13 protein-coding genes are annotated in these 14,460 nt (G+C 40.4%); 6 read left to right on the top strand and 7 right to left on the bottom strand.

Going from position 1 to position 14,460, the window contains the following annotated elements; genetic code table 11:
* Nucleotides 1-68 precede the first annotated feature (68 nt).
* The 5 genes from C9J48_RS11905 to C9J48_RS11885 form a co-directional block, all read right to left on the bottom strand.
* Nucleotides 69-1,061 (bottom strand): CobW family GTP-binding protein, encoded by a 993-nt coding sequence (locus C9J48_RS11905; protein WP_006229549.1) that lies wholly within the window; start codon nt 1,059-1,061, stop codon nt 69-71.
* 175 nt (nt 1,062-1,236) lie between these two features.
* Nucleotides 1,237-3,243: an acetoacetate--CoA ligase gene (locus C9J48_RS11900; protein WP_006229550.1), complete on the bottom strand. Its 2,007-nt coding sequence runs from the start codon at nt 3,241-3,243 to the stop codon at nt 1,237-1,239.
* An 85-nt stretch (nt 3,244-3,328) separates the two neighbouring features.
* On the bottom strand, nt 3,329-3,988 hold the full coding sequence (maiA, locus tag C9J48_RS11895; RefSeq protein WP_006229551.1) for a maleylacetoacetate isomerase: 660 nt from the start codon (nt 3,986-3,988) through the stop codon (nt 3,329-3,331).
* A 21-nt stretch (nt 3,989-4,009) separates the two neighbouring features.
* Nucleotides 4,010-5,032: a fumarylacetoacetate hydrolase family protein gene (locus C9J48_RS11890; RefSeq protein ID WP_006229552.1), complete on the bottom strand. Its 1,023-nt coding sequence runs from the start codon at nt 5,030-5,032 to the stop codon at nt 4,010-4,012.
* A gap of 91 nt (nt 5,033-5,123) precedes the next feature.
* Nucleotides 5,124-6,266, bottom strand: a complete 1,143-nt coding sequence (locus tag C9J48_RS11885; protein ID WP_006229553.1) for a homogentisate 1,2-dioxygenase — start codon at nt 6,264-6,266, stop codon at nt 5,124-5,126.
* 495 nt (nt 6,267-6,761) lie between these two features.
* On the opposite strand from C9J48_RS11885, the gene phhA reads away from it, so the two are divergent.
* From phhA to C9J48_RS11860, 5 genes are all read left to right on the top strand, one after another.
* Nucleotides 6,762-7,574 carry a phenylalanine 4-monooxygenase gene (gene phhA, locus C9J48_RS11880; protein WP_006229554.1) on the top strand — a complete coding sequence of 271 codons (813 nt, stop codon included), beginning with the start codon at nt 6,762-6,764 and terminating at the stop codon, nt 7,572-7,574.
* Nucleotides 7,567-7,905 (top strand): 4a-hydroxytetrahydrobiopterin dehydratase, encoded by a 339-nt coding sequence (locus C9J48_RS11875; protein ID WP_006229555.1) that lies wholly within the window; start codon nt 7,567-7,569, stop codon nt 7,903-7,905. Before phhA ends, C9J48_RS11875 begins: the two co-directional genes overlap by 8 nt.
* Nucleotides 7,906-8,390: 485 nt before the next feature.
* Nucleotides 8,391-9,734: a paraquat-inducible protein A gene (locus C9J48_RS11870; RefSeq protein WP_006229556.1), complete on the top strand. Its 1,344-nt coding sequence runs from the start codon at nt 8,391-8,393 to the stop codon at nt 9,732-9,734.
* 37 nt (nt 9,735-9,771) lie between these two features.
* Nucleotides 9,772-11,418, top strand: coding sequence for an intermembrane transport protein PqiB (pqiB, locus tag C9J48_RS11865; RefSeq protein WP_006229557.1), 1,647 nt, complete (start codon nt 9,772-9,774; stop codon nt 11,416-11,418).
* Entirely contained in the window at nt 11,418-12,011 is a 594-nt protein-coding gene (locus tag C9J48_RS11860; protein WP_006229558.1) for a PqiC family protein, read from the top strand. Before pqiB ends, C9J48_RS11860 begins: the two co-directional genes overlap by 1 nt.
* A gap of 98 nt (nt 12,012-12,109) precedes the next feature.
* Here C9J48_RS11860 and C9J48_RS11855 read toward each other — a convergent pair whose 3' ends face one another.
* Nucleotides 12,110-13,105, bottom strand: coding sequence for an NADP-dependent oxidoreductase (locus C9J48_RS11855; RefSeq protein WP_006229559.1), 996 nt, complete (start codon nt 13,103-13,105; stop codon nt 12,110-12,112).
* 351 nt (nt 13,106-13,456) lie between these two features.
* Between C9J48_RS11855 and C9J48_RS11850 the strand changes: the two genes are divergently transcribed.
* Nucleotides 13,457-13,879 carry a MarR family winged helix-turn-helix transcriptional regulator gene (locus C9J48_RS11850; protein WP_006229560.1) on the top strand — a complete coding sequence of 141 codons (423 nt, stop codon included), beginning with the start codon at nt 13,457-13,459 and terminating at the stop codon, nt 13,877-13,879.
* A gap of 103 nt (nt 13,880-13,982) precedes the next feature.
* On the opposite strand, the gene C9J48_RS11845 is transcribed toward C9J48_RS11850, so the two are convergent.
* On the bottom strand, nt 13,983-14,198 hold the full coding sequence (locus C9J48_RS11845) for a hypothetical protein (protein ID WP_006229561.1): 216 nt from the start codon (nt 14,196-14,198) through the stop codon (nt 13,983-13,985).
* Nucleotides 14,199-14,460 lie beyond the last annotated feature (262 nt).

Raw genomic sequence — 14,460 nt, 5'->3', positions numbered from 1 at the left:
AACCAGATCAACCTATCACTAATCGATAACGTGTTCACATTATTAGTGTGATAAGTTGATTCTATGAATTATAAAGACTCTTTTTTAACTATTGAGCACAAAATACTCTCTAGTTCATCCCAAGGCAGAAGCTCTTTGTCGATAAACTCGATACGTGATTCAAAGCCATCTAACGATAATTCATTGATAGATACCACTTGGTTTACCACGTTAAAGGCAATACAACCACGTTCAGTGTTAACAACGGCTTTAACGCGTTGGGCACTTATATTTGAGAATAGTGTAAATAACTTAGAAAAATCGAAAATTTGATCGGCAGCAAAAAACCAGCCACAGCTGCGATAGCCCTGACCGCTATTTTCCTTACGAATAAAAATTTGCCCTGGGGCTAATTCAAACTCAGGTAACGGCGCCATATCGTCACTGTCTGAGTGGTGATGATGGTGGCTATGTTGCGATTCTCGTTCAAGGCGTTCAATGTCTAGCCAGCTAAGTTCAAGCTCACCTTGCTGAACCTTACCAATCGCTGCTTTTGCTGGTTGGCAGCTTTCAAAAAAATGCTCAAATGCGATGAGGTCATACTCTGTACTTTCATCTATTTTGTTGGCGACAACCACATCAGCAAGCGCGAGCTGATCTTGGAAATTAGAATTGTCGGTATACGCGGTATCTGCAAAATGGCGAGGATCAACAACAGTGATGGTTGCACGAAGGTCGATGTAATCTTCATACATGCCTGACGTAAGCTTCGTAATGACTTCTTTTGGGTGACCTAAGCCTGTTGGTTCGAGTAATAAACGGTCAGGCTTTTGTGCTAATAAAGCATTGATACCCACAGACATAGGCAAGCCTGCGACACAACACATACAACCCCCTGGCACTTCTTTAATGATTGCCCCTTGTTGAGAAAGGATTGCACCATCGACGCCGACGTTGCCAAATTCATTAATTAACACTGCCCATTTTTCATTTTCAGGTTTTCGAGCCAGTAAAGATAAAATCGAGGTCGTTTTACCTGCACCCAAAAAGCCCGTGATGATATTAGTAGGAATGCGTTTCATGTTGTGACAGATCTCCTTGGGAACGACGGGGTAACCGTCTTCAATGTATCCATGTTACTTAAAAAGAGCCATCGGTAGAAGAGAGGCATTTTTTGCATGACCAAAGCGGTCGAAAAATAGGCTGATTTAGACGAAAGTGTGCTTAATTGGCCATATTCCAATGGCTAGTTGAATACTACTCTAGTTCTTTTAGTCCTTTATACTGTTCTAATGCGGACGGGTTCGTCAAGGCCCCTATATTTGTTACTGGTAAATTATGTACGATATTACGCACAGCAAGTTCTACCAACTTTCCTGATTTAGTTCTTGGTATATCGAGAACGGGCAAGATAACCGCAGGAATATGGCGAGGAGAGCAATGTTGTTTAATTCGCTGGCGTATTGTGGCTTTTAGCGCGTCATCTAATATGCAGCCATCGGCTAGTTGAACAAATAGCACCACACGTACATCATTTTTCCAGTTTTGTCCTATTACTACTGAGTCGGTAATTTCATGTAATGGGTTCACTTGGCGGTAAATTTCTGCTGTACCAATACGTATACCACCTGGGTTTAATACTGCATCAGAACGGCCAAAGAAAACCATGCCACCTGTACTGCTTAATGCGACAAAATCACCGTGATGCCATGTATTCGGATAGGTATTCCAATATGCATTGTGATAGCGCTTTCCTTCTGGATCATTCCAAAAACCAATCGGTTGATTTGGGAAACTATTACAACAAACAAGCTCACCTTGTTGGGTTAATTCTGTTTGACCCTGTTCATTAAAAACACGCACATCCATACCTAATGCTTGGCTCTGGCATTCTCCTTTATAAACCGGATTCAACGGATTGCCGATAGCAAAGCAACCACAAATATCTGTACCACCAGAAATAGACGCAAGCTGTAGATCAGATTTGATATAGCTGTAAACATAATCAAATTGTTCTGGTGCAAGTACAGAACCAGTTGAACATAATGTTTGTAGGTGTGGTAATGAATAGAACTGGTTTGGGCTGTAATTTTGTTTTTCGAGTGCTTCTAAATATTTGGCAGATGTGCCAAACAACGAAAGCTGTTCTTGCTCTGCCATATCCCATAGCACACTCGCATCAGGATAAAACGGTGAACCGTCATACAGTACGACGGTAGCCCCCGATGCTAGCCCGCTGACTAACCAATTCCACATCATCCAGCCGCATGTTGTGAAATAGAAAATGCGATCGCCAAACTTTACGTTACAATGTAACTTGTGCTCTTTAAGGTGATTTAATAATACCCCGCCTGTGCTGTGCACAATGCACTTGGGTTTGCCTGTAGTGCCTGATGAATACAAAATATACAGCGGGTGGTTAAAAGGCACAGCTGTAAATTGAATATCTGTTGGTTCGTATGGATCTAATGCATCTTGCCAAAGGGTTTGTGTGACACTTTTGGGGGTAGAAGCGGTAAATGCACGTATATCTATCTGGGTATAGGGAATAATAACCAATTGTTCAACGCTGGGAAGTTGAGCGAGCATTTGCGTGATATTGCCTAAGCTGCTGTGTGATTTTCCGTTATAAAAATAGCCGTTTGCCGTTAATAATACTTTGGGTTTAGTTTGTCCAAATCGTTCGATAACACTATCTGCACCAAAGTCGGGTGACGTCGATGTCCAAATTGCGCCCAATGCCGATGTAGCTAGCATGGCAATAATAGCCTGAGGTATGTTGGGTGTGTATCCTGCAACTACATCACCTTGTTTAACCCCTTTAGCGGCGAGAAATTGGGTAAGTTGTGATGTTTGACGATAGAGCTGTTGCCAGCTTATACGTTGCTGTTGTTCTTTTTGCCCTTCACTGTGAAATACGATGGCATCTGCAGCTGCATGCCGATTCCAGTTTTTGAGTAAATTTTCTGCAAAATTTAGCGTTGCAGTAGGAAACCACTGTGTCTCTTTAGCTGATAACTTTGATTTCGGGGGGATAAAGCTAATGGGCTCGCCTCTATGACCTATCACATCAGAAAAATCCCAGACTTGATCCCAGAAGATATCGCTGTGGGCAACAGACCAGTGATGCAGCTGGTGGTAGTCATGGAACAGTGTATTTTGTTGCTCACTCAATTGAACCATAAATTGATAGAGTAAGCTGGATTGAATACGCTCCCGTGAAGGGCGCCACAGCATTTGTGGATCGTCGGTATTTACTGTCATTGATTAAACCCTCCGTGTGTAACGTCGTTATGTTTATTATTGTTTTGTGCTGCTTTGCTTATCTTGCTCGGTTACTGTTACTTGCTTACTGTTGATCAGGGTGTGCATGTTTGAATGCGTCTATTTGTTGACAATGCTGCTCAACGAGCGAGAGATTAGGGTATTTAGTCATATCAAAATCAAAACGTTTAGCATTGTAAATTTGTGGAATTAAGCAAATATCAGCCAGCGTTGCGTGGTTGCCAAAACAGAAAGCCTGTTCAAACGATGGGCTACGACTCAACATAGCTTCTAATGCCTGAAACCCGCGTTCAAGCCAATGAAAATACCAAACCATTTTTTCGTTCTGATTAACACCTAAATCGCTGTTTAAGTAGTTCAGCACACGTAGATTATTCAAAGGGTGAATATCGCAGGCAATCAATAGGGCAAAAGAGCGACACTGTGCTTTTTGCCAAGGATCGTTAGGTAGCAAAGGAATATTTGGGTACGTTTCATCAAGGTATTCAATGATCGCTAAAGATTGACTTAAGATGCCATGGTCGGTTTTCACGCTCGGCACTAAACCATTAGGGTTTACCTTGGTATAATCACGACTGTTTTGTTCGTTATCAATCAGTGAAATAGGGCACTGTTTGTAGGCTTTTCCTGCATCCAACCCTTTTAAATTTAATGCAATACGCACACGGTATGAGGCAGAAGAACGGTAATAATCGTATAGCGTTATTGCAATTGCATCATCCATTGTTATTCCTGCCCTTTTTATTTAAACGGGTTTATGGCGATCTAAATCTTGTTCATCATAGACGTTAGTGTATTTAACAACCTTTTGCTCTATTGCCCCGAAAATAGAATTCCCATTGTCATCAAACATTTCTATTTTCACGGTATCGCCAAACTTCATAAAGGGGGTTACGGGTATGCCATTTTCAATCGTTTCAAGCATACGTCTCTCAGCTAGACAGCAAGAACCACTTGTGCGGTCAAGGTTAGATACAGTGCCTGAACCAATGATTGTTCCTGCCCCAACATGGCGGCTTTTCGCGATATGTTGCACCAATTCAGCGAAGTTAAATGTCATATCTGTACCCGCATGAGGTTGCCCAAATAATTCATTGTTTAAATGAACCGTTAAACGGTGATGTACTTTAAAATCATGCCAGCTGTCATTTAATTCATCGGGCGTTATTGCTACCGGTGAAAAAGCGGATGCGGGTTTTGACTGGAAGAACCCAAACCCTTTGCCAAGTTCATTAGGAATAAGGTTACGTAACGACACATCATTCACTAACATCAGCAATTTAATGTGGTCGTGTAATTGTTCTGTGCGTGTCCCCATCGGAATATCGTCGGTAATAATGGCTATTTCACCTTCAAAATCGATTCCCCATGCTTCATCGGCTGCTTGTATATCTTGATAAGGACCAAGAAAGCCATCAGACATACCTTGGTACATTAAAGGATCGGTCCAGAAGCTTTCAGGCATTGCTGCCCCACGGGCCTTTCGAACCAATTCAACGTGGTTAACATAAGCACTGCCATCAGCCCATTGATATGCACGAGGAAGCGGCGAAGCACATCCGTGCGGGTTAAAAGGAAAGATATCATGGGCAACACCATCATTAAGGTTGCGGTAGAGGTGCTGTAAATCGGCTTCGACTTGGTCCCAGTTATCTAACGCAAACTGTAGGGTTGGGGCAATGTCGTGTGCGTGAACGGCTTGTGTTAAATCTCTTGATACAACAACGAGTTGACCATCACGACCTTGATGTAAAGACGCTAATTTCACTGTGTGCTCCTTATTTACAATGTAAATCTATATATCCAAGTTAGTAGAAAATAACTAATGCTATTAATGATTTATGTGTTATTACTTGTTGCTATTTACGATTCAACCAAGAATAAACATAGTCTTTATTTTCCACACCTTCAGGTAAGTCTGCTATTTCTAATGGGAAGCGTGTATCGATCATCACGGCAACTTCGTCAGTTTCTTTTTTCTGATTAGTCTGACTCGCAGCAAGTGCTTTAGGGTGAGGGCCATGAGAGAATCCGCAAGGGTGATGAGTGATCATTCCTGCTTCAATATTATCTCGGCTGAAGAAATTACCACGGTGATAAAACAACACTTCATCGTAATCATCATTGTTATGAAAGAAGGGTACTTTAAGCGCATTTGGATCGCTTTCGATCGGACGAGGTACAAAAGTACAGATGACAAAACCATCTGCGATAAATGTGGTGTGTGCCGACGGTGGCAAGTGGTAACGGTGGCTCATTAGTGGGCGAATATCACGCCAATTTAATTTGAAAACGGTAAGATTACCTTTCCAACCTTGTGCATCTAATGGATTGTAAGGGTAGGTAATGGTATTCATTTGGTTACGCGCTTTTAAGAGTACTTCCCACGTTTTTTGGTTGCTTTGTTGATCGTCTTGTTGAGCTAAAAAGTCATCATCAATGCGGGCATATTCTAATATTGCAGGATCATAAACGGCATGTTGCCCAACAATACCTCTATCGGGTGTTTTATAGCCGCTGTTAGACGCTTCAATCAGTAACAATGATATTGGCTCATCCATTTCAATACGCCAGCTGGTGGCGCGTGGTATAACAATGTAATCACCGTCTTTAAAGCTTAAATGACCGTAATCACAATAGAAATGACCACTGCCACTATGAACAAATAGCACTTCATCACCATCGCCGTTACGTACTAGATGATCCATACTTTGTTGGCTATTCCAAACGCGTATTTTCACATTGTCGTTATGAAGAAGCAGTGAAGCATCCCACGGTGTAATGCCTGTTTGTTCAAGTTTGGTGGTGTCTATCGCGCGTGGTCGAAGTGGGCCTTCCCATTTTATCCAGCCTGTTGGCGCGTGCTTATGATACATATGGCTAGCTGGACCAAAGAAACCTTCTTTCCCGCATTCGCGTTCGAAAGTACCTTCTGGAAGGTCACAATGTGCCTGCCGAGAAGCTTTCCCTTCAATGATTGGAAACTGAAACCATTGCTGCATCATTAACTCCCTCTTTCGTCAGCTTTTTTAACACCGATTAACCCAAAACAAAAAACGAATAAGGTTAAGTAAATGTTAATTAATAATTTAACTTTGGCGGAGTTACAGTAAACAATCAATTAAATGGTAGTAATAGAAATACTGATAGTGTGTTGAATATTTTACATATATGTATTTCTAAAATCGTTCTTGCTGTAGAGATACTTTATATCTTTCAATCTGTTAATTTGCCCTTTAGAAGCTGATTAAAAGAGGTAGTTGGTTATGCTTGATTCTTGCGGCTAAAGTGTCAGCACGAAGTGCATGTAAAATTTATGTTACACGTCACTTTTGTTTGATTCCTATTTATAGCTTCCAATTACCCCTGTAAAACACCTAATCTTTATAAAAAGGACAGGTATAGATTATCTGCGTTCATAGGTGTAATGGTGAAGCTGTTAATCATTAACGTCCTATTAAAGCCATGGTAAGGCGAGAAAATTAGAGGGCATTTTTATGGGAAAAGCGACCAAGTATGTCTCTAAAAAGTCAGATGAAAATGGCTTTATTGATTGGAGTGAAGATGAGAATCAAATCTGGCATGATTTGGTTGTAAGGCAGCTCACTTGTATTAAGGGGAAAGCCTGCGAAGAATATCTTGCTGGATTAAAGTTACTAAATTTACCGACCGACCATGTTCCGCAGTTAAAAAATATTAATCGAGTGTTGAAAGAAACGACGGGCTGGGAATGTGTAGAAGTCCCCGCATTGATTAATTTCGACCGTTTTTTTTATTTACTTTCTAACAAACAATTTCCAGTAGCTACCTTTCTACGAAATCGTGATGAATTTGACTATTTGCAAGAGCCTGATTTCTTTCACGAAGTATTTGGTCATTGTGCGATGCTGACAAATCCCGCTTTTGCTGAATTTACCCACGCGTACGGCCGGTTAGGTGATCAAGCCAGTAAGGAAGATCGCGTGTATTTAGCTCGACTGTATTGGTTCACGGTGGAATTCGGTTTAATGAAAACAGCTGATCAGCGTACTATTTATGGCGGTGGTATTTTATCTTCACCTGGCGAGACAGAATATGTATATAAAGGAAGAAAGGCACGTTATAAGCCTTTTGAACCCGTCGATGTAATGCGGACACCTTACCGAATAGATATTATGCAGCCACTCTATTTTGTGATTAAAAACATTAACCAGCTGTATGAATTAGCACAAAAAGACATTATGAGCATGGTGCAAGAAGCCAAAGCTTTGGGGCTACACAAACCGTTATTTCCACCAAAGAAAAAGGAGCATTTAGGGGAATATGTCTAATTTACATGAATTGAAATGCGAAGCTTGCCACATTGATGCACCAAAAGTAACCGACCTTGAATTAGAAGAAATGTTACAGGGTATCTCGCAGTGGAGCGTAATAGAACGTAATGGAATTAAACAACTGGAACGTGAATTTACATTTAAAAACTTTAAACTTGCTTGGGCTTTCAGTAATAAAATTGCAGAGCTAGCCGAGGAAGAGTTTCACCACCCGACCATAACGTTAGAGTGGGGGAAAGTCACCGTTTGCTGGTGGAGTCACTCAGCAAAAGGGCTACATAAGAATGATTTCATTTGTGCAGCGAAGACTGATCGTTGTCTAGAGTAGCACGTTACTAATGATGAATTCGATGTAACTAAAGCCACGCATTTTTGTTGTGGTTTTTTTCATGGTCTGAGCTGGGTTATCACTCTGTGCTAACTAATTGAGGGTAATTATTGGGCATAAAAGAGAATAAAAAATATTAAATGCAGTGTGTAGCTTTTTTATAACTTTTGTTATTGAGGCTAATCTTGTAGTTTTTACTTTCAACCCAAAATTTAAGTTTTCACATTCCTCTAAACGAATAATACTATTACTTTCAGTAAAAAACACTGTTCACTTCTCAAGGGAGTGTTGTAAACTCTGCATTTTAAGAAAGTATTACGATATATCTGTGTTTATAATCATTATTAGGCATAGCATTGTGTGACTTGGCGCATAACAATATATATCTTATTGTATTTATTGGTTTTACTTTTCTTGTTATCGAAGCTTATGCCTTGTTCTTACCTATACTGAGGTGATATGTGTTAAATGAGTCAAATTTACCCATGACAGAACACAAAGCACCTGAATTGATGATTGCGTGTGAAGAGTGCGGGTTAGTTGTAGATAAGCCAAGGCTCGAAGAAGGGCAAAAGGCGGGATGTCCACGTTGCCATCATACGTTAACTAAGCAAATTTCTATGCCGTTTCAGCGTCCGTTAGCCTACGGTATTGCTTGTATGATCATGCTGGTTTTGAGTATTAGTTTTCCGTTCATGTCTTTTAGTGTTCAAGGGATCTCTCAAGAAATAACCTTGTTACATGCTGCTGAAATGCTGCAGCATTTTGAAAATAGCTTGTTGGCGTTATTACTGCTAATGACAGTTATCGTATTACCTGCTGGCTATATTTTCGTTGTGATGTATTTATATTATAAAGCCTCGAAAATTAAGCAAGTGGGGCGCGAAAATGTAAATCTACGAGTGATAAAACGTTTATGCCGTGGTCTTTTTCGTGTTGAAGCTTGGTTGATGGTAGATGTTTTTTTTATTGGGGTACTTGTTAGTTTAATTAAAATTGCATCGTTAGCGGATGTTGGGTTAGGTATCTCTTTTGGCGCTTTCTGTGTTTACACTGTATTGGTTGTTAAGTGTGTCTCGATGGTTGATAGAACGTGGCTATGGGATCAGTTTATTCCGATGGTACCGCTTAGTGACGTGAAACCTGGCGACACGCATATGTCGAATAATCATGTTAACTGCCATATGTGTTCTCAATTAAACCCAATGCCAGAAAAAGCACACACGAAGTGTTTACGCTGCGGCAGTCATTTACATCATTATGCCCCGAAACTAAGCCTTCAAAAGTCGTGGGCGTTACTATTAGCGTCATTCATTTTTTATATTCCAGCAAATCTCTACCCAATGATGTACACCGTTAGTTTGGGAAAGGTTGAAGGCTCTACTATAATGGGGGGCGTTGTATTACTGTGGAATATGGGCTCATATCCTATCGCGATGGTGATTTTTTTCGCGAGTGTCGTCATTCCCTTAGCCAAAATGTTTTCTTTGGTCTGGTTGTTTATCAGTGCGCGTAAAACTGCGGATTCATCCACCAAGCGGGCTATTCAACGTTTGGGTTTGTACCGAATGACAGAGCTGATCGGGCGTTGGTCAATGATTGATATTTTTGTTGTCGCCATTTTAGTTGCGCTGGTACAACTACAAAATTTAATGGCAATTTTTCCTGGTCCTGCTGCTTTGTCTTTCGCGATTGTGGTTATTTGCACAATGCTGTCAGCTATGCAGTTTGATCCTCGTGTTTTCTGGACACAATCAAATAACGGTAATGAGCCAACCCCGCATTTAGATGAAATAAAAGAATTCGATACCGCTGATCATTCAGTTTAATCGACAGTAATTTCTAACTTTAATAAGAAGCCTGATTATGAATGATAACAAGCCAGCTAAGGCTGACGTTCAAGATTTAAAACAGATATCAACGATATGGTTAGTGCCTATTGTTGCATTGGTAATTGGTATCTGGATGTTGGTGCAATTTGTTGGAAGTAAAGGCCCAGAGATAACGCTGACGTTAAAAACGGCAGAAGGTATTGAAGTGGGGAAAACCGAGATTAAATCACTGAATGTAAAAGTAGGCGTCGTGACCGAAGTTAAACTGAGCGATGATTACACGTATATCACCGCAAAAGTGCAGATGGATAAAGACGCAGAAAGAATGCTGAAAGAAGATACACGATTTTGGGTAGTAAAACCCCGAATTGGTAAAGAGGGTATTTCGGGTTTGGATACCTTACTGTCAGGGTCATATATTGAATTACAACCGGGCGTTAAAAAAGAAGAAAAACGAGACTTTGAAGTACTCGATGTACCGCCTGTTGCACCCGCAGATGCTAAAGGTTTACGATTGATACTTACGCACCGTGAAGCGGGTAAACTCAGTGTTGGTGACCCAGTATTATATGAAGGATTTACTGTAGGGCGAGTTGAAAAGGTGAGCTTTGATACTGACACTAAAAAAGCCAACTACCAGCTGTTTATTTTTCAGCCATATGACAGTTTGATCCGTAGTCGTACTAAATTTTGGTTAACATCAGGTGTTGATTTACAGATGTCGGCGCAGGGCTTCAACTTGAAAATAGGTTCAATAGAATCATTAATTACAGGAGGAGTCAGTTTTAGAGTGCCTAATGGCTCTGAAGAAGGAAACCTTATCACCAAACAGATGAGCCTGTTCAAGCTATATAACAACTTTAATGTGGTACGTGAGCGAATTTTCGATGAGTATATTGAATATGTCATGCTATTTGATGAATCGGTTCGTGGCTTAAATGAAGGTGCTCCTATTGAATATCGTGGTATTCGTATTGGTACGGTGAAAAAAGTGCCTCTACGTTTACCAACAGGCGAAGAGGGTTTTTCTACCAAGCAGATTCCTGTTCTTATTCGGATAGAGCTTGGTCGAGTTTATGGTAAAAATGGTTTTGATTCTCTTGATGGCTTGAAACGCAATTTAGAACGTGAATTTAAAGGTGGGCTTCGCGGTAGCCTTAAAACGGGTAATTTATTAACTGGTGCATTATTTGTCGATACAGAAGTATATAAAGATGAAAAAATGCCACCAATCAATAGCTATGATGACTATCCGTTGTTTCCAACTAAAGCAGGTGGTTTTGCTGAAATTCAAAAGCAGATTAGCGGTGTACTGAAGAAGTTTAATGATTTACCCGTCGAAGATACGTTAACGTCTTTAACTAAGACATTAGACACTTCGCAAAAAACCTTACTAGCCGCAGAGAAGGTAGCGAAAAGCTTAGACAAATTGCTAGCACAAAAAGATACTCAAGCATTACCCAATGATATGCGTAAAAGTTTACAAGAAATTCAGGCAACCTTGAATGGCTTCGGACCTGATGCTGCACCTTATCGAAACCTTGAAGGAGCATTAGCGCGTTTTGAGCAAGTAATGAAAGAGCTACAACCCGTTTTACGACAATTAAATGAGAAACCTAATTCATTGGTTTTCGGTGACGATAAAGTACAAGATCCTATTCCGGCTGGAGGCCGCCAATAATGAAAAAGCACCTATTATTTATGGTAGCCGCAACTGCATTCTTAGCTGGCTGCAGCAGTCAACCCGATGCAGTGAATAGTTATTTATTACCTGCTGGCGCACAAAGCATAACGTCTCAAATTGGGTCTAACCAGCCATTGTTGGTTATTCGCCCGGTTGAGATGGCTGAACATCTCGCGGGTACTGGTCTTGTGTATCAAGTGAGTGATACTGAAGTTGTACAAGCTCAACAAAATTTATGGGCTGAAAGTATAGGTAAGCAGCTGACACGGCGTATTAATCAAGATTTACGTAATAAGCAAAGCCAGTTCTGGACAACTGAACTTACGCCAGCCTTGAGCACGTATAATTCACCACGATTGCAGGTGAAAATCGATGAGTTCAATGGTCACTATTCCGGTATGGCTAAAATTAGTGGCGAGTGGATGCTAGTTAAAAGTGATGGTGATTTGAATGGTGTGTACCCATTCAAATTCCAAGTACCTTTGCAAGAAGAAGGGTATGATGCGCAGGTTAAAGCTTTATCTGAAGGTATAAACCGTTTAACGACTCAGATTGCAAAACGGTTAAATGTGGCGCCAGCTTCTTTGTAATGAAATAGCGTAGTTCATAATATTAAATATCATCAACAAAAAAGGAGCCCTTAGGCTCCTTTTTTATTATGCGTTAAATTAACTGGGGTATAACAGGCTTACAGTTTAACCAGCATTTTTCCTTTGTTTTTACCTTCGAACAGACCGATAAATGCATTAGGTGCTTCAGCCAAACCTTCGTAGACGGTTTCTTCCCATTTGATTTTACCTTCAGCAATCCATTGACCCATTTGCTGTGCGAACTCACCGTAGTGCGCCCAGTGGTCAAATACAATGAAACCTTCCACTTTTAATTTCTTGATAATAAGCATGGCAAGGTTAGTAGGACCAGGCTGAGGCTCTGTCGCATTGTATTGAGAAATCATGCCACATACTGCCATACGGCCGTAATCATTCATATTTGCCAAAGCAGCTTCAAGATGCTCACCACCTACATTTTCAAAGTACACATCGATACCTTGCGGTGCCGCTTTTGCTAATGCTTCAGTTAAGTTTGATTCTTTCTTATAGTTAATGACAATATCAACCCCCAAGCTTTTAAGCAGTGCCACTTTATCGTCAGAACCTGTTGAACCGACAACAGTACAGCCGTGCATTTTTGCAATCTGACAAGCAACGCTACCCACTGCGCCAGAAGCAGCTGAAATGAAGACAGTATCTGTTGGTTTTAAATTTGCGATACGGAATAGACCTGTCCATGCGGTCATACCGGGCATACCCATAATGCCTAAGAAACTTTGATCGGGTAGTGGTGTTACAGGAAGTGCGGTTAAACCGTTTCCGTTACTGATGTAATGGCTGCGCCAACCTTGCATGCTATTTACTTTGGTGCCAACAGGGAACTCAGTGTTTTTCGATTCAATGACTTCACCAATTGCACCACCTTCTAAGGCTTCACCTATTTGGAAAGGGGCAATGTAGCTTGCACGATCCATCATGCGACCACGCATGTAAGGGTCAACAGACATCCAAAGGTTCTTTACTAATACTTCACCATCTTGTATTTCAGGTAATGTGTTCTGAGCCAATGCAAAGTTTTCAGCTGACGGAATGCCAGTAGGGCGAGAAGCTAATTGAATTTCTTGAATGTTCATTATGTCTTCCTTTGAAGGATTTTAAGTAACAGTAGCAGCTTCTTTTCATTTTGTTCAAAAGCTTACTGCTTGTTTAAAATTTACGGCTTGTTAAAAAAGTAAGAACTAATTACTTTTCCTGCAAATATTTTGCGCGCTAACTAAATCTGTTTTTAAGTTACACTTAGTTTTTCATTTATGCAATAGATTTGCGCGATAATATTTTGCGCGTTAATTATTTTAAGGCTAAGTATATTACTGTGATGCAATACACGTTATTATGCGGAGTATAAGATTCGGAGTAGATACGAACAGTATCGCTTGAGTGAAAAAAGATCACTGAAAGGTGATTGTATGCCGGAGAGGGAAAGAATGTCTCAACAGTTATCAGATAATGTGTGCTTTGCACTCTACACGGCAACCAATGCATTAGTACGCGCATACCGTCCGTTGTTAGATGAGTTTGATCTCACTTATCCACAGTACATCGTTATGCAATCATTGTGGTATAACAATGATGTAAGCCTAACAGAGCTATCTCATGATACTCATCTCGATCCGGGAACATTAACACCAATTGTGAAGCGTTTAGAAGGCAAGCAGATGCTTACTAGACAAGTATCACCCGTTGATGAGCGTAAAAAAGTGATCTCTTTAACGTTGACTGGACGTGAGTTACAAGAAAAAGCGAAAGATTTGAAACAGCAGCTTCGCCAGAAGTCGAGTATGGATGCGTCTCGAGTAGAAGAGCTTCGTTTACATTGTTTAGAGTTAGCTAAAAACCTTCAAAAGTAGCTTGGGCAAAGCTATAGTCACTCGCCATCAATTATAACTAATGTTAAGTAGTTATGAGATGGCGAGTAAAATAGTCGGTTCATTATTAAGTTTATCGAATCCATTATCCTTGTTTAAAACGGTAGTAGCCGTTTATCCAGCATTCTGGTAATTGCTCGCCAGATGGAAAAGCCAAATTCTGTTTGTCTATCGCAACAGGATCAGCTAAATCTTCCCCTGATTGGTATTGAACATCCACCTGTTGAGTAAAAGGGTTTATTAAAGACCCCATATCAATCACATCTACTAGATCACCAGTACGAGTCTCTTTAAGAAACATAGTGTGATTCTCCTTGACGACATTTGTCTAAAAAGAAATAAGTCAAAGTCATGACCATTGTTAAGTAATTATGGCTGATTTTAATGATTAGGCGATCTTGTCGTTAAAATTGATTGTGTGATTGCTCTGGCGTTTGGGACAGAAATTATCTATCTAAACAAAAGCGGTATCACTAATTGGCATTTTTCTGGTTCACTTTGTTGCATGTGTTGCTCTTATTCCTTAATTATTAAGTATTATATCCAAGTAACCTTACGGTGTA

This window comes from Photobacterium profundum, assembly GCF_003026285.1.
In the GTDB taxonomy this organism is placed as follows: Bacteria; Pseudomonadota; Gammaproteobacteria; order Enterobacterales; family Vibrionaceae; genus Photobacterium; species Photobacterium profundum.
The sequence above is the reverse complement of the archived record's forward strand: the minus strand, read 5'-3'. Positions and strand labels throughout refer to the sequence as shown.

What these genes read in the sequence shown, in the direction of transcription:
- C9J48_RS11905 (WP_006229549.1), bottom strand. Translation starts at nt 1,061, where the DNA reads ATGAAACGCATTCCTACTAATATCATCACGGGCTTTTTGGGTGCAGGT.
- C9J48_RS11900 (WP_006229550.1), bottom strand. Translation starts at nt 3,243, where the DNA reads ATGACAGTAAATACCGACGATCCACAAATGCTGTGGCGCCCTTCACGG.
- maiA (WP_006229551.1), bottom strand. Translation starts at nt 3,988, where the DNA reads ATGGATGATGCAATTGCAATAACGCTATACGATTATTACCGTTCTTCT.
- C9J48_RS11885 (WP_006229553.1), bottom strand. Translation starts at nt 6,266, where the DNA reads ATGCAGCAATGGTTTCAGTTTCCAATCATTGAAGGGAAAGCTTCTCGG.
- phhA (WP_006229554.1), top strand. Translation starts at nt 6,762, where the DNA reads ATGGGAAAAGCGACCAAGTATGTCTCTAAAAAGTCAGATGAAAATGGC.
- C9J48_RS11875 (WP_006229555.1), top strand. Translation starts at nt 7,567, where the DNA reads ATGTCTAATTTACATGAATTGAAATGCGAAGCTTGCCACATTGATGCA.
- C9J48_RS11870 (WP_006229556.1), top strand. Translation starts at nt 8,391, where the DNA reads ATGACAGAACACAAAGCACCTGAATTGATGATTGCGTGTGAAGAGTGC.
- pqiB (WP_006229557.1), top strand. Translation starts at nt 9,772, where the DNA reads ATGAATGATAACAAGCCAGCTAAGGCTGACGTTCAAGATTTAAAACAG.
- C9J48_RS11860 (WP_006229558.1), top strand. Translation starts at nt 11,418, where the DNA reads ATGAAAAAGCACCTATTATTTATGGTAGCCGCAACTGCATTCTTAGCT.
- C9J48_RS11855 (WP_006229559.1), bottom strand. Translation starts at nt 13,105, where the DNA reads ATGAACATTCAAGAAATTCAATTAGCTTCTCGCCCTACTGGCATTCCG.
- C9J48_RS11850 (WP_006229560.1), top strand. Translation starts at nt 13,457, where the DNA reads ATGTCTCAACAGTTATCAGATAATGTGTGCTTTGCACTCTACACGGCA.
- C9J48_RS11845 (WP_006229561.1), bottom strand. Translation starts at nt 14,198, where the DNA reads ATGTTTCTTAAAGAGACTCGTACTGGTGATCTAGTAGATGTGATTGAT.